20 protein-coding genes are annotated in these 26,082 nt (G+C 31.6%); 14 read left to right on the plus strand and 6 right to left on the minus strand.

Going from position 1 to position 26,082, the window contains the following annotated elements; all coding sequences use genetic code 11:
- Nucleotide 1 precedes the first annotated feature (1 nt).
- The 10 genes from mobA to ABD939_RS10360 all read left to right on the plus strand — a co-directional run bounded on the left by mobA (nt 2) and on the right by ABD939_RS10360 (nt 9,821).
- Nucleotides 2-586 (plus strand): molybdenum cofactor guanylyltransferase, encoded by a 585-nt coding sequence (gene mobA / locus ABD939_RS10315; RefSeq protein ID WP_345168028.1) that lies wholly within the window; start codon nt 2-4, stop codon nt 584-586.
- Nucleotides 570-803, plus strand: coding sequence for a MoaD/ThiS family protein (locus tag ABD939_RS10320; protein ID WP_345168030.1), 234 nt, complete (start codon nt 570-572; stop codon nt 801-803). Before mobA ends, ABD939_RS10320 begins: the two co-directional genes overlap by 17 nt.
- 145 nt (nt 804-948) lie before the next feature.
- Nucleotides 949-2,049, plus strand: coding sequence for a molybdopterin-synthase adenylyltransferase MoeB (moeB, locus tag ABD939_RS10325; protein ID WP_345168032.1), 1,101 nt, complete (start codon nt 949-951; stop codon nt 2,047-2,049).
- Nucleotides 2,039-2,485 (plus strand): molybdenum cofactor biosynthesis protein MoaE, encoded by a 447-nt coding sequence (locus ABD939_RS10330; RefSeq protein ID WP_345168034.1) that lies wholly within the window; start codon nt 2,039-2,041, stop codon nt 2,483-2,485. The genes moeB and ABD939_RS10330 overlap by 11 nt, the downstream gene beginning before the upstream one ends.
- A gap of 32 nt (nt 2,486-2,517) precedes the next feature.
- The gene (locus tag ABD939_RS10335) at nt 2,518-2,832 is read left to right on the plus strand and encodes a hypothetical protein (protein ID WP_345168036.1); all 315 of its coding nucleotides are present in this window, start codon (nt 2,518-2,520) and stop codon (nt 2,830-2,832) included.
- A 1-nt stretch (nt 2,833) separates the two neighbouring features.
- Nucleotides 2,834-3,745 (plus strand): bifunctional molybdenum cofactor biosynthesis protein MoaC/MoaB, encoded by a 912-nt coding sequence (moaCB, locus tag ABD939_RS10340; RefSeq protein ID WP_345168039.1) that lies wholly within the window; start codon nt 2,834-2,836, stop codon nt 3,743-3,745.
- On the plus strand, nt 3,745-4,752 hold the full coding sequence (gene moaA, locus ABD939_RS10345) for a GTP 3',8-cyclase MoaA (RefSeq protein ID WP_345168041.1): 1,008 nt from the start codon (nt 3,745-3,747) through the stop codon (nt 4,750-4,752). Before moaCB ends, moaA begins: the two co-directional genes overlap by 1 nt.
- 21 nt (nt 4,753-4,773) lie before the next feature.
- Complete coding sequence (locus ABD939_RS10350) at nt 4,774-5,661, plus strand: helix-turn-helix domain-containing protein (RefSeq protein WP_345168043.1); 888 nt, start codon at nt 4,774-4,776, stop codon at nt 5,659-5,661.
- An 88-nt stretch (nt 5,662-5,749) separates the two neighbouring features.
- Nucleotides 5,750-6,487, plus strand: coding sequence for a methyltransferase family protein (locus ABD939_RS10355; RefSeq protein ID WP_345168046.1), 738 nt, complete (start codon nt 5,750-5,752; stop codon nt 6,485-6,487).
- 196 nt (nt 6,488-6,683) lie between these two features.
- Nucleotides 6,684-9,821: a WD40/YVTN/BNR-like repeat-containing protein gene (locus ABD939_RS10360; protein ID WP_345168048.1), complete on the plus strand. Its 3,138-nt coding sequence runs from the start codon at nt 6,684-6,686 to the stop codon at nt 9,819-9,821.
- Nucleotides 9,822-9,924: 103 nt separating this feature from the next.
- Here the strand turns inward: ABD939_RS10360 and ABD939_RS10365 are convergent, their stop codons facing one another.
- Complete coding sequence (locus ABD939_RS10365; protein WP_345168051.1) at nt 9,925-11,118, minus strand: response regulator; 1,194 nt, start codon at nt 11,116-11,118, stop codon at nt 9,925-9,927.
- A gap of 173 nt (nt 11,119-11,291) precedes the next feature.
- Here ABD939_RS10365 and ABD939_RS10370 point away from each other — a divergent pair, with 173 nt between their 5' ends.
- The 3 genes from ABD939_RS10370 to ABD939_RS10380 are packed head-to-tail and all read left to right on the plus strand — an operon-like array spanning nt 11,292 to nt 17,104.
- A complete protein-coding gene (locus ABD939_RS10370; protein WP_345168054.1) occupies nt 11,292-14,381 on the plus strand; it encodes a hypothetical protein in 3,090 nt (1,029 codons plus the stop codon).
- Nucleotides 14,382-14,384: 3 nt separating this feature from the next.
- Nucleotides 14,385-15,590, plus strand: a complete 1,206-nt coding sequence (locus ABD939_RS10375) for a hypothetical protein (RefSeq protein WP_345168056.1) — start codon at nt 14,385-14,387, stop codon at nt 15,588-15,590.
- On the plus strand, nt 15,587-17,104 hold the full coding sequence (locus ABD939_RS10380) for a glycoside hydrolase family 2 TIM barrel-domain containing protein (RefSeq protein ID WP_345168059.1): 1,518 nt from the start codon (nt 15,587-15,589) through the stop codon (nt 17,102-17,104). Before ABD939_RS10375 ends, ABD939_RS10380 begins: the two co-directional genes overlap by 4 nt.
- Here the strand turns inward: ABD939_RS10380 and ABD939_RS10385 are convergent.
- Nucleotides 17,094-18,311, minus strand: a complete 1,218-nt coding sequence (locus tag ABD939_RS10385; protein ID WP_345168062.1) for a glycosyltransferase — start codon at nt 18,309-18,311, stop codon at nt 17,094-17,096. The genes ABD939_RS10380 and ABD939_RS10385 overlap by 11 nt on opposite strands.
- Before the next feature lie 120 nt (nt 18,312-18,431).
- Nucleotides 18,432-19,670, minus strand: coding sequence for an oligosaccharide flippase family protein (locus ABD939_RS10390; RefSeq protein ID WP_345168065.1), 1,239 nt, complete (start codon nt 19,668-19,670; stop codon nt 18,432-18,434).
- 220 nt (nt 19,671-19,890) lie between these two features.
- Here ABD939_RS10390 and ABD939_RS10395 point away from each other — a divergent pair, with 220 nt between their 5' ends.
- Nucleotides 19,891-21,951 (plus strand): tetratricopeptide repeat protein, encoded by a 2,061-nt coding sequence (locus ABD939_RS10395; protein ID WP_345168067.1) that lies wholly within the window; start codon nt 19,891-19,893, stop codon nt 21,949-21,951.
- A 134-nt stretch (nt 21,952-22,085) separates the two neighbouring features.
- Here the strand turns inward: ABD939_RS10395 and ABD939_RS10400 are convergent, their stop codons facing one another.
- The 3 genes from ABD939_RS10400 to ABD939_RS10410 are packed head-to-tail and all read right to left on the minus strand — an operon-like array spanning nt 22,086 to nt 25,428.
- Nucleotides 22,086-23,897, minus strand: a complete 1,812-nt coding sequence (locus ABD939_RS10400) for an AAA family ATPase (protein ID WP_345168070.1) — start codon at nt 23,895-23,897, stop codon at nt 22,086-22,088.
- Nucleotides 23,897-24,379, minus strand: coding sequence for an ABC-three component system middle component 2 (locus ABD939_RS10405; protein WP_345168072.1), 483 nt, complete (start codon nt 24,377-24,379; stop codon nt 23,897-23,899). The genes ABD939_RS10400 and ABD939_RS10405 overlap by 1 nt, the downstream gene beginning before the upstream one ends.
- On the minus strand, nt 24,379-25,428 hold the full coding sequence (locus ABD939_RS10410) for an ABC-three component system protein (protein ID WP_345168074.1): 1,050 nt from the start codon (nt 25,426-25,428) through the stop codon (nt 24,379-24,381). The genes ABD939_RS10405 and ABD939_RS10410 overlap by 1 nt, the downstream gene beginning before the upstream one ends.
- Between the last annotated feature and the right edge of the window lie 654 nt (nt 25,429-26,082).

Genomic DNA, 26,082 nt, shown 5'->3' on the forward strand with positions numbered 1-26,082 from the left:
AATGATAAACAAAACAAACATAACAGGTATTATCCTCGCTGGAGGTAAAAGCTCAAGAATGGGGATTGATAAAGGTTTTTTAATGTTGAATGACAAACCTTTTGTACAATATAGTATTGATGCTTTAAAGCCTTTAGTTTCAGAAATTATAATTGTTTCTGATAATCCTGATTATGATGTTTTTGGATTAAAACGCATAACGGATATTACCAAAGATGCAGGTCCTGTTTCTGGTATTTATTCAGGATTAGAAGCTTCAAAAACTGAACTTAATTTGGTTTTAAGTTGCGATATTCCACTGATAACTTCTGAAGTACTACAATTATTAACGAATGCTATCGATGATACTTCTGATATTATCCAAGTTGAAAGTAATGGTAAATCTATGCCTCTAATTGCGCTTTACAAAAAGACTGTTAATGATATATTCAAAAGCTTTTTAGAACAGGGCGAACGGCGATTGAGAGTAGCAATAAAAGGTTGTAACTATAAAAATGTTGTTTTAGATGAAGCCTTTCAAAATGCAACATTAAATGTGAATACAAAAGAAGAATTTAAACAAATTGAAGATGCTTATTACGATTAAATATTTCGGACAAATAGCAGAAGTGACTCAAAAAGAAGAGGAACAATTAGAAGTTTATGAAGGTAAAATTTCAGCGCTTTTAAATGTGCTACATTCTAAATATGACACTTTAAATGATAAAGATTTTCAAATAGCGCAGAATCAAGAATTAGTAAGTTTAGAAACTGAACTAACAGGAGCTGAAATTGCGTTATTACCACCTTTTGCTGGTGGTTGATAAAACGTGTCATTTCACCCGAAAGGGAGAAATCACATAATAATTGAAATGAGACCTTTTATGAGATATCTCAATCGTACCTCATTTCGACATGACAAAATAAAAAACATAAAATTGGTAGGAAGAGATTCCTGCCTTCGCAGGAATGACAGATAGATACAACAGACATATCATTTTATCCGAAATCGGACAAGAAGGTCAGGATAAAATTTCCAATGCCAGAGTTTTGGTTATTGGTGCTGGTGGTTTAGGATGCCCTGTGTTGCAATACCTTACAGCTGCTGGCATTGGAACCATCGGCATCATTGATTTTGATGTGGTTGAACTTTCAAATTTACAACGTCAGGTGCTCTTTGGAACTTCATCTCTGGGAAAAAACAAAGCCCTTGCAGCCAAAGAACGGTTACAGGATTTAAATAATGATATTTCAATAATTGCTTACCCAGAAACACTCACCTATCAAAACGCAATTACCCATTTTAGAGAATACGATATTATAGTTGATGGCTCTGATAATTTTGAAACACGGTATTTGGTAAATGACGCCTGCATCATCACAAACAAACCACTAGTTTTTGGAGCCATTTATAAATTTGAAGGTCAGGTTTCGGTTTTCAATTATAAAGACGGACCAAGTTACCGATGTCTCTTCCCTAACCCACCACATAAAGATACTGTTCCTAATTGCTCAGATATTGGTGTTTTAGGTGTGCTTCCTGGTATTATTGGGAGCATGCAAGCTAATGAAGTTTTAAAACTCATTATAGGATTAGGTGATGTATTATCTGGGAAATTGCTTTGCTATAATGCTTTGACATCCCAAACGTCAACTTTAAAAATAAATAGAAATGAAACTAGTATTCAATCTGTTTTAGATGAGCAAGATAGTTTTGAGAATAAGCATCTCATTATTGACTGTCAAATTGAAGTCATGGAAGTTTCAATATCCGAGATGATTTTAGAAAAAAACGTTCAGTTTATTGATGTTAGAGAGATAGACGAACAACCTAAAGTAGACCATTTAAACGTTACCAATATTCCATTAAGTGAATTAGAAACTAGTTTACATAAAATTGATTTATCAAAAAAGAAAGCCCTTTTTTGTAAATCTGGAATGCGCAGTAAACATGCCGTAAAAGTATTGCAAGGATTAAATATTAATAATTGTTTTAGTATACCTCAAGGTGCTTCAGAAATAAACAATTATTTAAAAGAACATAATAAAATACTATCCAATGAAAGATAAAAAACCAATGAAAAGCGTTTTCAAAGAAGGAGCGATAACTTCAGAATTTATAGGGAATTCTATTTACAAACATCAAACAAAAACAAGTATCGGTGCCCATAATATTTTCTTGGGGCAAGTTCGTGCAGATGAGATAGACGGAAAGACTGTTTCTGCCATTGAATATTCGGCCTACGAGGACATGGCAAATCAAAAATTTCACGAGATACGTGAAAGTGCTTTTGAAAAATTTGATTTAACCTGCATGCATATTTATCATAGTCTTGGAACTGTAAAAGCAGGTGAAATTTGTCTTTTTGTGTTTGTATCCTCACCAAGACGAAAAGTAGTTTTTGAAGCTCTAGAGTTTATAGTTGAAGCCATTAAAGCTGATGTTCCTGTATTTGGAAAGGAAATTTTTGAAGATGAAAGTCACCAATGGAAAGTAAACTCATAAAAATGTTTTATAATTAATCTAAATTTAAAAAAATGTTTAATTCAAATAGACTTCATTTAAAGGAAATTAAAGAAAGCTCATTGATACTTGGAGTTAAAAAAAACACAAGGCGGGACATAATAATTAATGCATCTGAAATCTATGAAATTTGTGATTCTGTGTTGGGTAAAAATGCTGATTCTGTTGATTTGATTTTTAAAACTAAAAATGAGAACATTTTCCTAGATATGAATTCTAAGTGGGATTTAATAGTTGATTTTGGGAAAAAAAATAACATTAAGATAATCAGAGAATGGGTCTGTGAAAGTTTCCAAACGATTGTTATTAATAATCCAAAAATAAAATAATATGGTCGATATCACACATAAAGTAACCACACTAAGAACAGCAGTTGCACAAGCCATTGTAAAGGTCAGTAAGCCTGAAACCATAACGGCAATTCAAAACGAAACCGTACCAAAAGGCAACGTATTCGCTATGAGTAAAGCGGCAGGGTTATTAGGTGTAAAACGCACGCCAGATATTTTGCCAGATTGCCACCCCTTACCTATTGAGTACACTGGTGTAGAATATAAAACTAATGGATTAGAAATTACAGTGCTTTTTACTGTAAAAACCATTTACAAAACAGGGGTTGAAGTTGAAGCGATGCATGGTGCTAGTGTTGTAGCTTTAAATATGTATGATATGCTCAAACCTATTGATAAAGGCATAGAAATACACGCCATTAAACTTTTGAAAAAGAAAGGAGGGAAATCTGATTTCAAAGACACCTTCAGAAAAGACTTAAAAGCAGCCGTTGTGGTGTGTAGCGATACTATTTCTGCTGGTCATAAAGAAGACAGAGCAGGAAAAGCCATAATTAACAAACTTGAAAGTTGCAATGTAAAAATCTCTGAATATGTTATAATTCCTGATGAAGTTAAAGATATTCAGCAAAAAGCAAGAACTTATCAGGAACAAGGCATCGATATGGTCATTTATACTGGTGGCACAGGATTATCAGGAAGGGATATTACACCAGAAGCTTTACTGCCTTTGTTAGATAGACGTATTCCAGGAATTGAAGAAGTCATTAGAAGTTATGGACAAGAACGTATGCCTTTTGCGATGCTTTCCAGAAGTGTTGCTGGAACCATTGGAGATACTTTGGTTTTAGCTTTACCAGGCTCAACCAACGGTGCTAAGGAATCTATGGACGCTATATTTCCAGCCGTATTACATAGTTTTAGAATTTTAAAAGGTGCTAGACACGATTAATGAATACAAACCAAAACATATTACAAGATTCACATCATAGAGATCACGCCTATTTAAGGATTTCCTTAATAGAGCGTTGTAATTTACGTTGCACCTATTGCATGCCTGAAGAAGGTGTAAAACTATCTCCTAAAAGTCATTTAATGACTTATGAGGAAATTTATGAAATCGCTAAAACTTTTGTAGATAATGGCGTTACCAAAATTCGATTAACTGGTGGAGAACCTTTAATTAGAAAAGATATTCCTGTAATTTTAGAAAAATTAGCAACGCTTCCTGTGGAATTATCTATTACTTCAAACGCTGTTATTATTGATAAGTTTATCAATGCTTTAAAAACAAACGGCGTCAATAAAATAAATGTGAGTTTAGATTCTTTAGATGCTTCAAAATTTAAACACATTACGCGTCGTCATGAATTTCAAAAAGTTTATGACAACATTTTATTACTTGTTAAAGAAGGGTTTACCGTTAAAGTCAATGCCGTTTTAATAAAAGGATTTAATGATAATGAAATTATCGATTTTATCAATTTCACCAGGAATTTACCTATTTCAGTTCGCTTTATTGAATTTATGCCTTTTGACGGCAATAAATGGGATATGAGTAAAATGGTTTCCTATGCTGAAGTGATGACATATGTTAATAATACTTTTGAAAAAGATAACATTGAACGTTTACAAGACGCACCCAATGACACTTCAAAAAACTACAAAATAAAAGGTTATAAAGGCTCTTTTGCTGTTATAAGTTCTGTAACTAATCCGTTTTGCGATTCTTGTAATAGATTGCGTTTAACTGCCAATGGGCAATTGAAAAATTGTTTGTTTTCGTCTACTGAATCTGATTTATTGACTACCCTAAGAGCAGGAAAATCTATAGAGCCTGTTATCCAAAAAGCAGTAAAAGCTAAGTTTAAAGTGCGTGGTGGTATGGATACTTTAAAAAAATTACAAGAACCCAAACTACACACTAATAACAGAAGTATGATTACTATTGGTGGATAATTTTTTTTACTAAATTTGTATATGACCCTAGATGTTTTCAAATATTTCAAGAATAGTACCCATTATAACAGACTAATTAGTGATGACTATATGTTTGTTGAGTACAAATGTCCAATTGATGTAGAAAAATTTAAACTATGGACAGATATACCATTCATAACCTACGTTATTAGTGGTAAAAAGGATTGGACTTCCGTAAATAAAACATATCCGTTGCATTCTGGAGATGCACTTTTTATTAGAAAAGGTATTTACAATACAAAACAATATTTTGAAGAGGATTATTGCACTATTCTATTTTTTATTACTGAGGATTTTATAAGACGTTTTATGACGAATAACACTTCGTTTATAAAATCTACAAGCCCAAAAGAAAAATACGATCAAATATTTCCAATACACGTTACAAATTCAATTAATTCACTATTTCTTTCCGTTTTTAACTATTTTGACATGGAAGGAGAAATTCCCAAAGAATTAGTTGAAATAAAATTTAATGAATTGCTTTTTAACATAGCACTGGATCCTATTAATAAAGATTTAATTAATTTCTTTAATACGCTAAAACAAGTTGAAAAGACTAGTATACACGATATTATGATGAAAAACTTTCATTATGATTTACAATTGGAAGAATATGCACGTCTTTGTGGAAGAAGCTTGTCTACATTTAAAAGAGATTTTAAAACTCACTTTAAAGAGACACCAGGAAAGTGGTTAAACAAAAAGCGTTTGGAATACGCTAAAACACTATTAGAAAATTCTGAGTTAAACATAAATGAAATTTGTTATGAAAGTGGCTTTAAAAACACCTCACACTTCAATAGTAGCTTCAAAAAAAAGTTCGAATATCCACCCAATCAATATAGAAATAAGCACGTAACCAAATCGTTATCTTTTTTGGATTGAACTTTTTAGAAAGAAAGTTGAACTTTTAAGAAAATTCTAAACCTCCTTTACACAATACTTTTGGCATATTATTTAAAATCAATATGTCATGAAAAAAATATTAATGTTTTTGTATTCAATAATCGCCTATCTTATTGGGTTTACTTCGCTGTTATTATGGATAATCTCTTGTAGTGATTTAGTTACTGAAATATCTATCGATCAAACCGCTACACTTCCTTTCTACCTAGCACTATTAAAGAATTTTGGTCTTGTAGCGCTTTTTGGAGTTCAACACAGTGTTATGGCTCGACAATCGTTTAAAACTACCTTCGCTAAATACTTTCCAAAACCTATTGAACGTAGCACATTTGTTTTAATTTCTGGGTTATTATTAATTCTTTTAGTTACAGAATGGGCACCTATGGGTGGGTCTATTTGGAAAATTCAATCTGATAGTGTTTTGTATTATCTGGTTTATATTATGTTCTTTTTAGGTTGGACAATTCTATTTATCAGTACATTTTTAATTAATCATTTTGATCTATTCGGACTACGCCAAACGTACTTAGAACTCAGAAATAAGCCCTATACAAATTTAAACTTTAAAGTAATTTCTTTTTACAAACATGTACGTCATCCTTTATATTTTGGAGGTATACTCGGAATATGGGCAACACCAAATATGACAGTTACACATCTAATTTTTGCAATTGGATTAACCTCTTATTTTATAATAGGAACTCTTTTTGAAGAACGAGATCTAAAAAAGGAATTTGGTAAAGCTTATAAGAGTTACCAATCAAAAACCCCTATGTTAATTCCTTTTACAAAAAAAACAAAATAACCATTCAAAATGGACAGTAAGTTAAGAAAAAAGCAACCTAACTCAATTTTAGGTTTTGGTTGGTACACATATTCAAAACTCTCTAGAAACAGAACAATTAAAATAAAAGAACAAAGTAGTTTATTATGAATAACTTCTTTTTGGATATGAGTTATTAATTTAGGTATATTTGATTGATACCTTATAACCAATCCATATGAAGCGATTATTTTCCTTTTGTTTATTATTTTTTTCAATAACATCCCTTTTTGCTCAAGACCTCGAAACTTATTTTAAACCCTTAAAATATAGACACATAGGTCCATTTCGTGGAGGAAGATCTGTTGCTACGAGCGGTGTAATTAATAATCCTCTTACCTATTACATGGGATCAACAGGAGGTGGCTTATGGAAAACTAAAGATGCAGGGCAACGTTGGGAGAATATTTCTGATGGATATTTTAAAACTGGATCTGTTGGAGCCGTAGCTGTTTCTGAATCTGACCCAAATATAGTTTATTGTGGCATGGGAGAACATGCTGTTAGAGCAGTAATGACATCATATGGTGATGGTGTTTATAAGTCTACAGATGCCGGAAAAACATGGAAACATATCGGGTTAGCTAAAACCCAACATATTTCTAGAATTGTAGTGCATCCTAAAAATCCAAATATAGTTTATGTTGCAGCCCAAGGTGCTTTATATGGTCCATCAAAAGAAAGAGGTATATACAAATCTATAGATGGCGGAAAAACATGGAAAAACGTTTTGTTTATAAATGAATTAACTGGTTGTTCAGAATTATCGATTGATATGAATTTCCCTAATGTGATGTATGCAGCTATGTGGCATCATCAGAGAAAACCTTGGAAAATTATTAGTGGTGGATCTGGAAGTGGTTTGTATAAATCGACAGACGGTGGTGAAACTTGGAATACTATTCATGAGGGACTTCCAAAGGAAAAGGGTAAAATGGGTATTTCAGTTTGTAGATCAAACCCAAATAAACTTTTTGCCATAATAGAAAGTGATAGTAATAAAGATCTTGGTGGTTTGTTTGTTTCTTCTAATGCAGGAAAAAATTGGTCTCGCATTAGCGATGATAATCGTCTAACACAACGTGCATGGTATTACACAGAAGTATTTACCGATCCTAATAACGAAAATGTGGTTTATGTTTTAAGTGCTCCCGCATTAAAATCTATAGATGGAGGTAAAACTTGGAAGGTCTTATCTGGAACTCATGGCGATTTTCATGATTTATGGATTAATCCTAATAACTCCAATAACATGGTTATTGCTAATGATGGAGGTGCTGGAATTTCATTTGATGCTGGAAAAAGTTGGTCAACACAATCTAATATGCCTCTTGCACAATTTTACCGTATCAATACAGATAATCTGTTTCCGTACAATATTTACGGTGGGCAGCAAGATTTTCCTTCAATGAAAATTGCAAGTTTATCCTATGGAAATTCTTCTATTACCGAAAGTGATTGGTCTAATTCTGCAGGTGGTGAAAGTGCGTTTTTGGCCTTTAATCCAGACAATCCCAGATATGTAATGGGCGGAAGTTACTTAGGTACGATAAATGTTCTAGATACCAAGTCCAACACAAACACTAAAGTTATGGCTGCTCCTATCCAATACTTAGGAGAAGACGCAAGAGATATGAAATATCTTTATAACTGGAATGCTCCAACATTATGGTCTCAACATAGTAAAAATACATACTTTCACTGTGCTCAATTGGTTTTAAAAACCAATGACATGGGGCGTACATGGGAAGAATTTTCACCAGACTTAACTCGTAATTTAGATGAGAGGCAAGGCAAAGGAGGTGGGCCATATACCAATGAAGCTGTGGGAGGAGAAAACTACGGTACTATTAGTTATATGATTGAATCTCCACATGAAAAAGGTGTTTTTTATACTGGAAGTGATGATGGGCTAGTACACATTACAAAAGATGATGGTGAAAATTGGATTAATATTACACCTAAAGGATTAAAAGAATGCTTAATAAATGCTATTGAAGTATCTCCACATAATCCAGGAACCACTTATATAGCTACAACTCGGTTTAAATTTAATGACCATACACCAGCGCTATACAAAACAACTAACTATGGAAAAACTTGGAAAAATATAAGTTCAAATATTCCTTATGGAGCTTTTACAAGAGTTGTTAGAGAAGATGCTTCACGTAAAAATTTACTTTATGCAGGAACTGAACAAGGTATTTATATATCTTGGAATGGAGGTGATTCGTGGGAACCCTTTCAATTAAACTTACCTATTACTCCTATTACAGACCTAAAAGTGCATAAAGGTGATTTAATAGTAGCGACTTCTGGAAGAGGTTTTTGGATTCTTGATGATTTAAATTTAATGACTCAATATAAAGGCAATAAGGAATCAAAGTTATTTACACCTGAAGATACTTACAGAGGTTCTTGGAGAAGTCAATTAAACAGTAATAGTAAAAACTTCAAAGGGTCAAGTGCATTTAGTGGTGTTAATCCAGCCAATGGCATGGTAATATATTACGAACTTCCTAAACTTAATGATTCTATTGATATTCAATTACAAATTAGAAATAATTCTGGTAAATTAGTACGTACTTTTACATCGAAAAAAGATACTTCATACAAAAAATACGATGGTGGTCCTTCAAAAGAACCAACATTAGACAAAAATGAGGGCTTAAATAGATTTGTATGGAATATGAGGCAAGCTACAATGCCGGGAATTAAAAATGTATACATTGAAGCAGGTTATAGCGGACATGTTGTTACTATTGGTACATATGAATTAAGTTTAAAAATTGGAGATTCAATATTAAGCACTAATGCTAAAATTGTTGAAGTTCCGCTTTACGATAACATTGATGAAAATGATTACAAAGCTTATGATGCGTTTCTTGGAGGGATGGAACAAAACTTAACAGAAATGCATAATAAAGTAAACTTAATTTTTAGTTTACAAAACCAACTAAAAGAAACCATTACATATTTAAAAAAGAACCCTGAAAACAAAGATTTGGTTACTCAAGGAAAACTATTGCTAAAGAAACTGAAAGATTGGGATGAAAAAATGGTACAGCGAAAATCAAAAGCTTATGATGATGTTGAAAATTTTCAAAATAAGTTTACAGCAAACTACATGTTTTTAATTAATCAATCAGATAATACATTACCAATAATTAATAGGTCTTCAAAAGATCGTAAAGAAGAACTTGATAAGCAATGGACAATTTTGAAAAAAGAGGCTGAAATATTTATAAATAAAGAGATTCCAGAATTCAATAAACAACTATGGGATAAAGGAATTGGTGCACTTAAACTCCATTAATATATGATTCAAAAAGCATTCTATTCACGGCTAAAAGAATAAAAAAAGGTAGTGTATTAACACTACCTTTTCAATCACAAAAACATAAACAAATCAAACTAAACTAGCTCTTATGAACTAATTTGAGTTCAACTTGAGTATTACCAATCAAATGCTTTTTTTTATTTCTATATACCCATGCTATTTGTCCTAATTGTAAAACTATTTTTACAGAATCTTTCATAGATAATTTTGAACCATCTGCATGAATCCATCGTTTTAAAGGTTGTTCACAGATATAACTTTTAGCTTTTTCTACTCCAAAATGAATAGACATTCTTTTAAATATTTCAACATCAAAAATCCATTGTGTTACAAACTCTTTATCAAAAGCTAATTGTATTACATCTTTCCTAAAAATCTTAGCACCACATTGTGTGTCTTTAAAATTCATGCCAAGAATCTTTCTTATAATAAAGTTAATGGTCATACTTATTATTTTTCTAGCAGATTCTTTTGTAATGTTAGCTCCCATTCTGCTTATTCTTGAACCACTAACAATTTTAAAGTTTGAATTTTCTATAGTAGAAACTAAATCATCAAAATCCTTCAAATCGGTTGATAAATCGGCATCTAAAAATCCTATATAATCTAAATCAGATTTTTCAGCCATGTGTAACATACCCAATCTTACTGCTTCTGCTTTACCTCCATTTTTTTCACAATTATAAACTGTGATAAAATCTTCACGCCCTTTTTGTAAGTTGTGTAATACCTCTAAAGTATTGTCTTTACTGCCATCGTTTACAAAACACAAATGGTATCCAGAATTTTTATTAATAAACTGAAGAAATTCATCACTCAATAATCTATCTTCTTCATTATAACACGGAATTACAACACCAACACATCGTTGCTGTATCATAACATCTGTTTTAGAAACAATATTTTTGCTTTCTGGAGTTCCTATTAATCGTTTTACACGTGCACAAATTTCATTAAGACTAAGTGGCTTTTTCATGTAATCGTTAATTCCTAAATCAAACCCTTCAGTAATAATATCGTCTTGCGTATTGCCTGATAACACCATGATTGGTGTTTCTGCATTTTTAGACTGCCTAATGTATTTTACAATATCTAAACCTGATACTTTTGGCATATTAATATCGACAATAACAAGGTCTGGTTTAAACGTATTGTATTTTGAAATACCAGTGTTGGCATCGGTTTCAATAATAACATTGTAACCTAATTCGTTTAATCTTTTTTGTAATGGCAACAATACTAATTGTTGGTCATCGATTGCTAAAATTTTCATAATAAATAGTTTTTGTGATTATTTACAAGACAAAAGTATTATGATTAGCGTAAGAAAAAGTCTATTTTAGCTTAAGAAGATGTTTTGTGTAGATGAATGGTACTTTACTATAGATGAGCTAGACTGAAACCAAACTAAGCATTATATATCTTTACATAGTCTTAAATTGATATATGTTGAACCCAACCAAATCGAATAAATTTTTAATTGTTGCACTACTTATTGGTATTGCATTTCATGGTACTTCTATATTTTTTACCTTAGAAAGCACCTATGATGCATTAATACATTTATTTTTTGCAGAACACTATTCAAATAGTTGGTTTGAACCTTGGAACTATAAGTGGTATACTGGCTTTACTGTAATGAGTTACCCGCCTTTGGTGCATCAAGCTATAGCTGCACTATCTTATATAGGTGGTTTAAAATTTGGACTTTTTACAGTTGCACTCATCAGTATTGTTTTATTTATAACTGGAGCATATCGGTTTTCATTACTAATCACTGGTAATAGAACTGTAGCAGGTTACGCTTCCATATTAGCCGTTTTATCATCCTCTTTCGTAGAAACCCTACATGTTTTTGGGCAGTTACCAAGTATTATCGGAATTTCCGTATTAATGCATGCTTTACCAGAAATATACTTATGGCTTAAAACTGGTAAACTGCGTTATTTATGTACCAGCCTCTCACTAATTGCAGTTACCGTAACATCACATCATGTTACACCTATTTTTGGAATGGTATTTTTTATTTTTCCATTAATTGGTATGGTGCTTATGGATGTTTCAAAAGACAAAGTAGGCAGCATTAAAGCCGTTACTTTTAAAGTATTTTTAAATAGCTTCTTTAAACTATTCAAGCGTATTGTTAGCTTTGGACTATTATCATTAGTTATCATTATTGGATGTATTTTACCCTATTGGATAAACTCTAAGAATAACCCCATAACTCAAGTACCAATACCACATGGCTCTCGTGATAATTTTTTAGAAATCACTTCATCAGGATTGGTGTTCTTTTTAATTCCTTGGGGTGTTTTATTAATAATTTTACCTTACATTTTTTATCGCTACTATAGCAAGCGTTACCTGTTTTTTGGCTTTTCCATAACCATACTTACAATTTTGGGTACAGGCGGTACCACACCAATTCCTAGATTGTTTTTAGGTGAAACTGCTTTCAATATTTTAACCTTAGATCGTTTTACACTTTGGGCATCCATTATGTCTATACCACTTTTTGGTGAGTTTGTATATCGATTGGTTGATGGTGATTTAAAAGTCTTGATACAAAATAAATTTGGCGCGGTTTACCATAGAATTATTGGAGGTGTTTTTGCTGGTTTGTTTGTGTTTATGACAATATTTACCATGAGTCTAGGATATTTTAGACCCTCACAACCACAGAAAATTAAGATGTTACCCATTGTGAATTTCCTTAATCAAGACCAACATGACCAATGGCGTTATATGACTTTAGGATTTGGAGACCAAATGGCGTGGTTATCTGCTCAAACTAAGGCTATGAGTGTTGATGGTAATTATCATTCTGCAAGACGCTTACCCGAACTTACAACAAGACCAATTGAACGTTTAGAAAACTCAAAATTTAAAGGTGTTGAAGGTATTGGTTCTTTACAACAATTTTTAACCACTCCTGAAAAATATAACTTTAAGTACATTTTTTCAAACGATAAATTTTACGATCCTATTTTATATTTCTGTGGATGGCAACGCCTGCGACAATTAGAAAATGGCATACAAGTTTGGGAGAAATTAAATGTGCCACCAATATCCTCAATTTTACCTAAAGATGATGTTGCCAAATGGCAAAAAATACTCTGGGGTATTATGCCTTTTTTAACAGTACTTATTGCTTTCTTATTAAATATCCATTTATTATTTGCAAGAGCGCTTAAAACAAAAATTAAACATGTACCTGACTATTTAAATTTCAAAACAAACTATACACTATTTTCTAGCGGATTATTAAAAATAACACACATCTGGTCTTTAGCATTAGCCATTATTTTTGGGTTTGGAATGTATCAATTCTATTTAAAAAATGATAGTCATCATACACCAGAAAATGCACTACTCGCCTATTATGATGCTTTAGATTTTAAACGGTTTGAAAAAGCACATAGTCTTATTAACCCCAAAAGCGATTTAACTATTGCACAATACATGCTAGAAATTTCGGTAACCGATGGCTTACTAAGTTCGTATGCTAAATTAGATGCTATTGATACCCAAATAACGGCACAAACCGATACTCTGGCTTCTGCTATAGTGAACACTAAATGGATTACGCCACTAGAAAAAATAGACAAAATATTTTATAAATCTTTGGTCAAAATAGAGGGCAAATGGTTTATTGAACCCGACGATATTGATTTAGACTTACCACCAGATCAATTTTACTCTAATAACGAAACGGCTTATTTTAATCAAGGAAGACGACGTATCACAACTGAGCAAACACATCATGAAGATGTTTTAAAACAACCTGTTTTAGAGATTCTTCAAACCAAATTAGTAAAACATAACAAGAGTTATTCACTTATAGGCGAAATTCAAAATATAGATAACGTACCTGCCGACGTGGTTTTAAAAGGCACATTATACAACGATGATAACAAAGAGTTAGCCACTTATAATGCAAAACATCAAATAAAACACAAACTAATGCCTAAAGAGGTAAGTGCGTTTAGAATAAATTTTGAAGGTATTGCCTGGTCTAAAACTCAAGATTCTATTCCAAAAACTTTTAATCCAGATGAGTTTACACCTGTTGAATTTGAAGAACAGCCCACTAAATTTAATTTGCAAGCCGCAGGCAATGTATCTGGCTCTGATTTATATAAACAAACCGTTTTAAGTGATTTACAAATAACAAAAACTACCGTTTCTGGGGCATTATTTAATTCAGGAATTAAAGAGGTTACCATACCTCAATTAATAATTAGTTATTATGATGCCGATAAAAAGTTGGTATGGGTAGACCATAAATTTTTAAAAGAAGGTATCAGGCAGCAGCATAAACAATATTTTGAATATCGTTTAGATGAAGACCCTAGCGTTATTATCAACTCGAATATGAGTAATTGTTTTGTAAATGGATTACCTAATTTAGATATTGCTAATAAAGTTATTCCAAATAGAATTCTAAATCATACCAACTCACAATTACAACCGATTAACCATCCTATTTACAAGTTTATAAAAATTGAAACAAATGCTTATTTAGGTAACCCATAATACATGATTAAATATAAATTACATATTATTTATTTAGTGATGCTTCTAACATTTGGCAACCCAAATACATTTGCCTCTGAGGATATTAGGCTAATTACCAAAATTACAGAGTTTGTTGCAGGTAATACTATTACATTACAATTTACAACACCTGGAAATTTATCCCCATTTTTATATGTAAGTAACAGTTTTGGGTCAACTCTTATAAAACCTAATTTAAGCTCAACAATCTTAACTTATAATATTCCATTACATATATCATCAAGAGTTGGCTCTATTAATTGGAGACTTTTAAACAAAACACATCAATTACAAGGTCAGCTCAAAATTATACCTCAAAATACTGTTAAAACCATCCAAACATATTTAGGTCCTCCCAGTATTGCTGCTGGTGGTAGTGATTATAGTATGCTGGTAGCTATTCCAACCGACTCGTATGATAATCCACTATCAGATGATACCAAAATTGCTGTAAAGCATCAATTTAAAACTAGAGTAAGTACAGATACTGTGGTCGTAAAAAACAGTATTGCCTATAAGAATATATATTCAACTGAAAAAACGGGACGTATCCTTATAAACTCATCATGCTACGGCTTAGAGTCTAAGGAATATGGTATTAATATCATGCCAGCACCTCCAGAAAATTTCACGATAGATTATAACAGACATCATGTTTACGCTGATGGCAACCAAATAACCACTTTATCTACATCAATCCTAAAAGATAAATATGAGAATTTGGTAAGTGATGGTACTTACGTTGAGTTTTTTATTAAAACGTCAACAGCAACCGTTTTAAAAACATCTGGTACAACTATTAATGGAATCGCTACCGGAAGAATAATTCATCCAGATCATGCAGATAAATGGACCGTTCAAGCATTTATTGATGGTATGGCAGAAAGTAACAGCATTACAATTGATTATAAATCTGTTATTTCAGATTTCAACATTAAGTTATCGAACAACAACAGAAACATTACTGTGGGCCCGTTGCAGAGTTTTATGAATCAAATGATTCCTGATGGTTTAGATGTTACACTTTATGTATATTCAGAAAATAAACTGGTGCTTACCAAACGAAAAAATAGTGCAGATGGTTATGTAAATTTCAAATTAAACATCAACCAATTTCCAAAAGGCACTTATAATATTACTGTAAAAGCTGCAGGTAATAGCAAATCTATAAACGCTATTAAATTATGAAAATACTAAACAAGAACATATTGAGAAGTGTTTTGGTGCTGTCTTACATCATCATTATTAGTATAATCATTTTAGGTATAAGTAGTGTTTTTTCGTATTTGAATACTGGAGCGGACAGAAGTAACATGCTGCATACTGAAATAAAAAAAATAGAACAATATTTACCTAAATTGGAATGGGAGCCACTAAAAAATGAAGGCAGACCAATGGATTTACAAACCTTAAAATCTATTGAAACAGATTATTTAGATGCTTGGTACGTAAAACATGTAGCTTATAAGACCAATACAACTAAAGGTGTTGATGATTATTATACCGAAAACGCCAGATCCTCTATTTATTCCATTGTTGAAACAAATTCCAATGAAAACATTACAATAGATGGCACTACTTTAGAACATCATTTAACCTTAGAGTTTTTTAGTGAAGATGGACAATTAGTCGTATTGCGAGATAGCAATGTATTAGAATATAAACGCATTTATCAAGAAAACAATGTTTTACTTGAAACCAAAGAATTAACAACATATAAGGTTATTTTACTTTTAGAAGATGGGGTTTGGCGTATAAGGCATCTTATTAAAGAACAAACAGCACCATATAAAAATAAATTTAAGCCAGCCGAAAATATAATCACTAAAATTAAAGGTATTAATTACTACCCGCAAGCTACCCCTTGGAATTTATATGGTGATGATTTTGATGACAATATCATTTCAAAAGATTTTAAAATTATTAAAGAATCGGGGTTAAATAGTATTCGAATTTTTGTGCCTTATGAGGATTTCGGACTCGCAAATGTTAAACCAGAGAAGCTCCAAAAACTAAAAAAAGTTTTAGATATTGCAGCGCTACACGAATTAAAAGTTATAGTAACTCTATTTGATTTTTATGGGGACTATGAGGTCTTAAATTGGACTTTAAACCAGCATCATGCCATAAACATAGTTTCTGCATTAAAAAATCATAAAGCGCTCTTAGCTTGGGATATTAAAAATGAACCCAATTTAGATTTTGAAAATAGAGGAAAAATTAAAGTTACAGCATGGGCAAAACAAATGATAGCTTCTGTAAAATCTATTGATACTATTCACCCAGTAACCATAGGATGGTCCAATACTGAAAGTGCTACAATCTTGAAAGACAATCTAGATTTTGTATCCTTTCACTACTACGAAGATTTGGATGCATTAGAAACAGAATATCAAAATTTAAAAACTGATATACCTAACAAACCCATTGTAGTTACAGAATTTGGTATATCCTCATATCGAGGCCTGTGGAATCCGTTTGGTAATTCTGAAGATGATCAAGCAGCGTATTATAAACAGGCACAAGCAGTATTCAGTAAAAACAATATGTCGTTTATGTCCTGGACACTTTACGATTTTACTGAAATACCAAAGGAAGTCGTAGGACGACTTCCTTGGAGAAAACAGGCACAAGAATATTTTGGTTTTATCAACCAAAATGGAGAGACCAAGCCTGCGTTTAAATATATTTCTAAAGAATAACTTCCTGAGATTGTATCGTTTCTACTGAAGATTTTTTATCTATTATAGATTCAAAAGCATTAATATACATATCTGCAATTCTAGACATTGGGTATGCCGTAGCAGCTTTATAATTAGCTTTTTCTAATGCTATACGATATGCTTTATTTTCTAAAATTTTCTGTAAAGCTATAGCTAAACTACTTGGGCTTTCAGCATCAAAAAACTCACCTCTGTAGCCTTCATCTTGTACTAATAAAGCTAAATCTCCTAAGTCTGGCATAACAACAGCTTTACCATAACTTCCTGCTTGGTGTAATACTCCAGAACTGCCCGTGGTAGACGTATATGGAAATACTACAACAGCGCTTTCTTTAAATATTTTTGGTACGTCTTCTTCAGCAACGTAACCAGTAAAATTCAAACCTTTAACATGATTATATGTTCTCTGTACGCTTTCTAAATACCCCGGCGTATTTGGGTTATCTGTTCCTGCAACTACTATTTCCATATTTAAATTAGAAGTTTCTCTAAGCATTTCTACAGCTTCAATCATACCTTCAACTTTCTTATAGGTTCCAAATTTCCCAAAAGTCATAATCTTTAAAGGCTCTAAAGGTGTTTCATAATCAGGTTCTTCAAGAATTTCAAAAGTCCCGTGAGGTATTAGCTTTACATTTTTAGCATTATATTTTTTACTTAAAATATCCACATACTTTTGCATGGTTACCGCAACGGTATCTGCTTGTAAAATCAATCTTGTTAAAGTGCTACCAATACATCCGTAGATTTTTTGCATGATTTTATTACTTGTAAATCCAGCACTTCCTAGATCTACTTCTTCCATGATATTATGAAGTAATACAATATTTGGAATCTTTTTTAATTTACAAACTAATGGTAACATTAAACCTAATGCAGCGGCAACCTTTTTATCGCCAAACTTCATAAATTGTAAATTGAATAACACAGCATCTGGCTTTACTTGATTAATAGCCTTTGTTACATTTAAAATGTTTAAATAGCTATTAAATGTCCAACACTCTTTTACTGTAATTTTACATCCATCTTCTGTAAAGTTGATGTCTTTTTTTCCTTCTGTAGTATCGGTAAGTAATACTAATTCTGTGATATTTTCTTTTTGTCTAAAGTGTTTTACTAAATGGTATGCATATTCATTTAAAGTAACTTTACTTGGTGGATATGCTGTAACGATTGCTAATTTCATGATTTGAGTTTTTATGTTATTTGTGATTTTATACTACAAAGTTGCAGTATATTGATGAGTAAAATTGAGGTTCTTAGGTGGTTGGAATTTTACTGTAGACGAATGGTAAATTGCTATAGATTAAGCCTTCTTATGGTTTATTTTAAAGAATACAACTTGAATAATTAAAAGTAACACCATAGCTATAATTTGCATATGTACTACCTGTGCTAAACTATCGTGAAAAAAGACCACTAACGCCATTTGTAACATACCAAATACACCTGAAATAACAACTGGGACATACTTGTCTAAAGACAAATAGTAATACGCGAAAATATTAGATATTGCAAACATAGAGGTAGCAATTGCATATTGCCATAATAATGGTGCCATAGCAATATACTGCTCACCAAATAATATATCAATTATAAGTTCTGGTGCACTAAAACATACTAATACTATAGTAAAAGAAATAGCCGCGATATAACCCACATATTTAAACAAAACAGGAGCAGTATCTTTACCATCTTTTTTTAGTTGTACTACTGTTGGCAATAATAGCATTACAAACATCCAAGCTATAAAATATACAATACGACCAATTAAAGCCAAAGACGCATATAATCCTGCTTCGTAAGATTCAAAATAGTGCTTTACTAATAGAATATCACTGTTGTTGATGATGATTTGTGTTAATTCATAAAATGCAGTAATAAGGAAAAAACTGCGGATTGCTTTTTTATGAATACCTAAAACAACTTGCTTTTTTAAACTTATTGTAAAGTACTTAAACGGTATTAATCCAAATAAAAAAGAGGCAAAAATACCAACAGCAATAATTACAGGTGATGTAATATCCAGTATAAAAATTAAACCAAGCGTAATTAGCAACCTACTCCACATTTCTGTTTGATAGGTGACAGATAAGGATTTGAATGATTTTTTTCCTTGAAAAACACCTCTGTTTACACTCATTAAAAAATAAATAGGTACACCGCATCCAAATACCACAAACATCGTGGATGATGACGTGTTAAAAATATCTTGTAATGATGATGCAAATACAATGATAGCTATACCAAAAAGAAGTCCGACTAAAAATGCCTGTTGATATACTTTAGATATAAAACTTTTAAATACTGAGTTTTCAAAAAGTACTGAGAATTTAGCTGTAACCAATTGAAAGGTCATCGCTGCAAAACTTAATACCAATAAAAAGGTAATCAGTACAGCGGCATCTGCAAAGGCAGTAGGTCCTAATAACCTACCAAGAAGTAAGTTATATAAATAGTTTCCTCCGTTTACAGCCAGAACACTAAGCATAAACAATTGCTCTGGATTTATTTTTTTTGATTTTATTAATGTAACTAATTGCATGGTGTTCTGTTTTGTGATTTGGTTGTATGGCTTTACGCCGCTATTTTAGCTTTAGAGTCTTGATAAATTTCTATGTTTTTATAATTGTTATTTGTGATTTCTGACACAAAGATGCTTCAACATTCAACGGAAGGCAGTCAAATTTCGGTGAGTGACGCTTTGCTGTAGATGAATGAAACGGGTTTTGGTCTTAACTTGCAGTATCACAAAAATCTAAATTATGAGTAACAAATTCTACAGTTTACTAGTCTTACTTTTTATGGTCACTATGGCATATACCCAAAACATGCAAGAAGGATTTTCTTTCTTAGAAACTGGGCAATATGTAAAAGCCGAATCGTTTTTTAAAACCGTACTAAAAGAGTATCCAAAAAACAAAACCGCTAAATTGTGCTATGGAAGAGCAGTTGGTTTATTAGGTAATTCTAAACAAGCTGTAAGTATTTTTACAGATCTGTTAAACACCTACCCTAACGATTTTGAAATCAAATTAAATTATGCCGAAAGTTTACTTTGGAATAAAGACTTTACAGCAGCTAAAAACTATTATGAAGGTTTAATACAAGAAAATAATCAAAGTTTTTCTGCATTATTAGGCTATGCAAATACTTTGTCTAACTTAAAACTATATCAGGATGCTTTAATTTATGTTAACAAAGCTTTAGATGTTTCACTAGGAAATGCAAATGCCTTAACCTCAAAAAAATACATCTATTTAGGCTATGCGTATCAAAAACAACAGGCTCAATTGTATGATGAAGCGGAAACACTTTTAAAAGAAAACCTAACCCTTTTTAAAGATGACAAAGACACACTTCTAAACTTAGCAAATTTGTATTTAATTATGGCTGAGCTTGATAAAGCAACAGAAACCTATAATATATTGGCTAAAAACCCAGATAATAAACTATCAGCATTAAACGGTTTAGCTTTAGCACAACATTTAAATGGTAAAGAAAAGGACGCCTTAACATTAGGCGAACAAGCATTTTTAAGTTTAAAAGACCACACAGATACAACATTGGTACAACAAACAACAGAACGTTACATACAAGCACTAATATGGAACAAAAAGTTTAAAGATGCTGATGTTTTGATTAATAATTTGATAGAGAATAAGCCCAATGCCAATTGGGTATTAGCCTTACGCGCTACACTAAACATTTACAAAAGCGATTTTAAGAAAAGTTTAGTAGACTATAACCGCATTTTAGAAAATGATAGTACTTCTTTTGATGGTAACTTAGGAAAAGCCAATACGCTTAAAGCTTTAGGTAGGTATGACGAGGCCTATAAATCGGCAAACAATACGTTAACATATTATGATAAGCAAAAAGATGCTACACAATTTATAAAAACTTTAAACACCACATTTACACCTTTTATAGAAACAAAAACTTCATATACGTTTGATAATGGCGATAACGAAGCCTTTGCGCTTGAAGCGAACATAGAATTTCCGACGTCAACAAAATTTAAATGGCTAGCCGGTTATGCCTACAGAAATACAAGCAATGCTATTACTAATTTAAAAGCCACATCAAATAACGTTGTTCTTGGTTTAGCATATCAATTGATGCCAAATGTTACGTTTAAAGGTACTGCAGGTGTTACATCTGCAAAAGCAGATACGGATGACTTTACCCAGCTTTTAGCTGATGCTTCTTTTCAAATAAAACCGTTTAAACTGCAAGTTTTGGATTTAGGTTACAAACGTGAAGTACAAAATTTTAATGCTGAATTATTAGATCGTGAAATTGTAATGAACAATTTTTACGCTAATTACAACCTAAGTACCAATTTTAATTTAGGTTGGTTTACACAATATTATTATACTAGCCAAAGCGATGATAATACTAGAAACCTATTATTTACCTCTTTATATTATAATATTTTAGCAAAGCCTAGCTTAAAAGCGGGTTTAAATTACCAATACATCACTTTTAAAAACCAAGTGCCTACTATTTATTTTAGCCCAGAGCGATTTAATGCAGGTGAGGTTTTTATTAATTTAATTAAAGATGAAGTTATTACAAAACCTAATGAGTGGTTTTACGAGTTAACCGCTGCAACAGGTTACCAGTTTATTGAGGACGACGAAAAACAAAGTACGTACCGCATACAAGGAAAACTAGGTTATAAATTCTCTGAACGCGCGTTGTTAAACTTTTATGGCACAAGAAGTAATATTGCCTCGGCTACTGCTGCAGGATTTACATTTACTGAAGTTGGAGTAAGGTTTAAGTGGTATTTGAGTGAGATTCCTGGGTTTAGGAGGTAACGGTTTTGTATAGAAATAGTAGGCGGTTTCGAAGTTCTAAACTTTCGGTTAAGCAAAAAGCTTGATACGAGCAAAAAGCCTTGAATTTATTGTTGTTTCACCTCTTTTTTATATACCTTGTTAGCGGTAGGCTTTTATTTCTGCGGTATAAATCCATTCTTTCTACTATACTTAATATGATTTATTTTATCTATTATATCTATTGGTGGTTCCTCGTTCTCGATTATTATTATTTGTTCTAATTCGTTTTTAGAGGTTACATATCTATAAAAATCCATTGCTAAATCATCACTTATTGTAATCTCTCCTTCATTTTCAGGTTTACGATATGTGACTAACGGAGAGTCCAAAATAGGTACACCTATTGAATAGTCTTTTTGATATATTAACTCTTGTAAAGCCACAATAAATGCGGAATAAATAATTGCTCGATAACCTTTACCAGATAGATTTCTATTCTCTCCAGATATTACAAAATCATTTTGTTCCTCACTATAGCTAACATGCGTTAAGTTCGGATAATTATAGCCTTCAAGTACTGATTTTAAGGCTTTTGAAAGTGGTGTTAATGATGCAGTTGTGATATGTTCAAAAGATTCTTTAGAACTGGAACTAGGTATTGAATTTTCTAATTTTTCTTTTTCTTTTTTAAATTTCTTTAATTGTTCAAATTTATACAATGCCCCAAGAACAATACTTTTCTTTTCATTTTGTATATTAATTTGTTTAATGATTGAACCCATTTCTAACCCAATACCTTTATCAAGTTCTAAAGTATATTCGTCTATGTTTTTTTCTAAACTTGAAACAGCTTTGGATATATCATTAAACTCTTCCTTAAGAACTTTTTCTGATTCAATTAGTTCTTGAATTAATATTTCAATTTTCTGTATTTCTGTGCTACACGAATCGATTATTTTCTTAATGTCGGCAATTGAACATTCTTGCTTAATTTCTCCATTACAAAGCGGACAATTACCGTTTGTAGAGTGGTTCTCTTCGTTTAATAATACACTAGTTTCTATGGTTGATTTTAAACGTGCAACATCTGAATAATAATGTGACTTTAATAGGTCTGTTCTTTTATACAACTCTTCAATCACTCTCTTTCTTGATTGCCTTATGTAAAGTACTTCTGAGGCTTCCGTTCTTTTGCTCTCTATTTCGTTATATTTATTTTGGAGACTAGAGTGTTTTTCGCTTAATTTTTCTATTACAGAATTAGTTTCTGCGAGAATTAAAGAAGGTTCAACTTTATAGGTTTTAAGTTCTTTTTCATTTTCAATTATAAATTCTTTAAGTATCTCTAATTTCCCTTTTCTATTTGCTAGTTGGTTTTGAGATAGAGACTCAATAACTGTACTATCGTCTCTGCCTGTTGCAATTAATTTCAGAACATTAGACTCTTCCGTTGCCTTGGTATAATGACTAACTATTAAAGAATCCTCCGTAGTTATTTGAGTTTCATTAACCATAGAGAATTTGACAATATCCCGATATGAAATTTGTCTAGTTTTACCTTTTTGATTCGTTCTGATTTTTTTACCATTTAAATTATTTAGTTTTAGTAAAAAAGCAGAAACAGTTTTCTCGCTAGATGGATTGTGTTTTCTATCAAGTATTTCAAATTCTTCAGATTCTTTAATGTTATCAATACTTGAATTATAGAGTTTAAAATTTCCACCTTTTAAATCACTTAATAAAGTAAAATGTTCATTTTGGGAATCTTTAATTTCCAGATATATAAAATCATAAGGTCTTACTTGTTTAATAGGCTTTGGAGGTTTTGAACCGCCAAACATATAGTTTAAACATTGAAATATAAAAGTCTTACCTACATTGGAAGGACCAGTAATGATATTAACACCTTTTTCAAAAACTATACTTGCTTTTTCAACAGAATCACCTATTAGTCTTAACTCTTTTAAAATAAACCCTGCTTTCATTATTGTAAGATTTCAATATTAAACTCATTGTCTATTTCTGATAATTTTGGAGTCATAATTTTTTTTAGTTCTTGTTTAGTGTGCCTTGAAAATTTATCAATAGCCCATTTTGCTCTGTTTTGAAGTTCAATTGAATATATTTCTTCAAGTGACTCAAGAAAAGGCATTGCATTCTCGGTTGCCTTATACTCTATGCCTTTGATATTATATTGTTTTTCGATTAAATTCTTTGCGACAAAAAGGTTGAGTCCTTTCGCAATTATTGAACCTCTAACCATTATTTCACCTGACCGATAAGGTACAGCAGGATGAAGGCTTTCTGTTGTTTTGTCAATATCTGCCGAATGAATAGTTAGATAATCTAGATAAACTAGGTTTTGTAAATCAAATGATTTTGGAAATGCTTCATTTAAAATAGTTAAGATTCTAAGACCAGCTTCAACACTATTATTGAACGGATTTATGTTTTTACTATTTTCCATTATATCCATTTAATTTTTTTATCATTAACTAATTGATGACACACTCCGCTTCGGTCATTAATGATACTTACATCCTTTAATGGATTTGAGGATATCACAATTTTACGTGCTTCCTTTTCTGCTTCTTTTACTTTTATAAAACTGTTAGAGTGTTCATCTTCAACAATATCAATAATACCAACTAATATTTCGTTTTGAAAATCTACAAAAGTGTCAACAGGTAAACTATCTCTAGAGAAATTTCTTAATTGTTCTGCGTGATGAAAGCTAATTCTTGCCCTATTAAAATGATTTTTATAATGTTCTTTTGAATCTAGTTCTTCTACCTTTTTATAAACTTCATTGCTTTCGGAAGCATAAGCAGATAGTAATTGATTTACATATGTCGTTTCAGAATTTTGAATCGAGCTAGGAATTGAACTCGTATCTAATTTTTCACGTTCTGGAAGTCCTCCACCAAATCTTATAAGATGATTTGGATGATTAATATGTTCTTTTAAAATGTTTTTAGTGTGAATTTTTTCAAAAATTGAAAAATCAAAATTGTTTACCCATTTCAGTAATTCCCCTTCTAATATAATTTGTTCGCTAGATATATCATTTTCACAATACCTTACCCAATTTTTTTTGATAGCTTCCTTTAATTCGCTGGGATTCTGCAATAATTTGGAAAGGGAAGTTCCGCAACCTTTGGGTGAAACGAAATAGAATTTTCTAGGTTTGGGATATTCTTTTTGAAAAGTATGATATAAAATTTTACCAAATTCTTTATATACTTGAGTTGGTGTTAATGCACTATCGTAATGTTTGCATTGATAACAATCCCAAATATAGTTGGCTTTGTGCTTGTCAGAAATATATCCAACCACGTCTCTTCCTTTGTCGCCTGCACCTCCAAACCTTTCAGCTTCTAAATATTCATCTTTTTTTATTTCAATCCATTCTTCAATAAATTCTTCCCAGTCATCAAATGACATATGTTCAATCATCTTAAGAGGTATTATTCTCTTACCGTAATTGACTTGATGTGATGTTTTGTAGTATGTCATTTTTTTTCAGCTTACCTCTAAACTTATTTATTTATGTAACTTTATAAGCCTAAACCTTCATTTTGGTTAGCTATATAGAAGTTTAATAGATATTAAGCTTTATTAAGCTGCAAGAAAAATACTAAACAATACTATAAAAACCTATAATTTTCTTACTTAATACAATATATAAATAGTATGCCTGAACCCGCGTTAGGGTTTACAGTTGTATGCTTTGGTTTTATGGTGTAGTATTTACTCAAATGTGATGTCTCCTATCGTCGACATGACTAATCGCTTTTTAATTTATATTGCTTAGTCATTTCGAACTTATGTGAGAAATCGCATTATTTTTGTCAACCCCAAATTCTTACTATTATGTGATGTCTCATTCATGCCTCATTTCGACATGACAAGCTGTGTTTTGTTTATATGCCTTTGTCATTTCGACAGAGCGAAGCATGAGCGACGAGAAATCTCATTATGTTACGCAACTTTTAATAAATTCATTGATACTCCTCATTTTGATTTTACTATATTTTTTATGGATTCCTGCCTTCGCAGGAATGACAGAACATTAGGTTTTGGTAATTGGCTTTAGCAGATTTACCCGCGTTAGGGATTGCAGCGGCATCCTTTTTTTGTAAAATACCTAAATAGGTGGTTAGAACTAAA

Source organism: Algibacter aquimarinus, assembly GCF_039543265.1.
Lineage (GTDB): Bacteria > Bacteroidota > Bacteroidia > Flavobacteriales > Flavobacteriaceae > Algibacter_B > Algibacter_B aquimarinus.

Excerpts from the sequence above, each read along its gene's own strand:
- mobA (WP_345168028.1), top strand. The coding sequence starts at position 2 with ATGATAAACAAAACAAACATAACAGGTATTATCCTCGCTGGAGGTAAA.
- ABD939_RS10320 (WP_345168030.1), top strand. The coding sequence starts at position 570 with ATGCTTATTACGATTAAATATTTCGGACAAATAGCAGAAGTGACTCAA.
- moeB (WP_345168032.1), top strand. The coding sequence starts at position 949 with ATGACAGATAGATACAACAGACATATCATTTTATCCGAAATCGGACAA.
- ABD939_RS10330 (WP_345168034.1), top strand. The coding sequence starts at position 2,039 with ATGAAAGATAAAAAACCAATGAAAAGCGTTTTCAAAGAAGGAGCGATA.
- ABD939_RS10335 (WP_345168036.1), top strand. The coding sequence starts at position 2,518 with ATGTTTAATTCAAATAGACTTCATTTAAAGGAAATTAAAGAAAGCTCA.
- moaCB (WP_345168039.1), top strand. The coding sequence starts at position 2,834 with ATGGTCGATATCACACATAAAGTAACCACACTAAGAACAGCAGTTGCA.
- moaA (WP_345168041.1), top strand. The coding sequence starts at position 3,745 with ATGAATACAAACCAAAACATATTACAAGATTCACATCATAGAGATCAC.
- ABD939_RS10350 (WP_345168043.1), top strand. The coding sequence starts at position 4,774 with ATGACCCTAGATGTTTTCAAATATTTCAAGAATAGTACCCATTATAAC.
- ABD939_RS10355 (WP_345168046.1), top strand. The coding sequence starts at position 5,750 with ATGAAAAAAATATTAATGTTTTTGTATTCAATAATCGCCTATCTTATT.
- ABD939_RS10360 (WP_345168048.1), top strand. The coding sequence starts at position 6,684 with ATGAAGCGATTATTTTCCTTTTGTTTATTATTTTTTTCAATAACATCC.
- ABD939_RS10365 (WP_345168051.1), bottom strand. The coding sequence starts at position 11,118 with ATGAAAATTTTAGCAATCGATGACCAACAATTAGTATTGTTGCCATTA.
- ABD939_RS10370 (WP_345168054.1), top strand. The coding sequence starts at position 11,292 with ATGTTGAACCCAACCAAATCGAATAAATTTTTAATTGTTGCACTACTT.
- ABD939_RS10375 (WP_345168056.1), top strand. The coding sequence starts at position 14,385 with ATGATTAAATATAAATTACATATTATTTATTTAGTGATGCTTCTAACA.
- ABD939_RS10380 (WP_345168059.1), top strand. The coding sequence starts at position 15,587 with ATGAAAATACTAAACAAGAACATATTGAGAAGTGTTTTGGTGCTGTCT.
- ABD939_RS10385 (WP_345168062.1), bottom strand. The coding sequence starts at position 18,311 with ATGAAATTAGCAATCGTTACAGCATATCCACCAAGTAAAGTTACTTTA.
- ABD939_RS10390 (WP_345168065.1), bottom strand. The coding sequence starts at position 19,670 with ATGCAATTAGTTACATTAATAAAATCAAAAAAAATAAATCCAGAGCAA.
- ABD939_RS10395 (WP_345168067.1), top strand. The coding sequence starts at position 19,891 with ATGAGTAACAAATTCTACAGTTTACTAGTCTTACTTTTTATGGTCACT.
- ABD939_RS10400 (WP_345168070.1), bottom strand. The coding sequence starts at position 23,897 with ATGAAAGCAGGGTTTATTTTAAAAGAGTTAAGACTAATAGGTGATTCT.
- ABD939_RS10405 (WP_345168072.1), bottom strand. The coding sequence starts at position 24,379 with ATGGAAAATAGTAAAAACATAAATCCGTTCAATAATAGTGTTGAAGCT.
- ABD939_RS10410 (WP_345168074.1), bottom strand. The coding sequence starts at position 25,428 with ATGACATACTACAAAACATCACATCAAGTCAATTACGGTAAGAGAATA.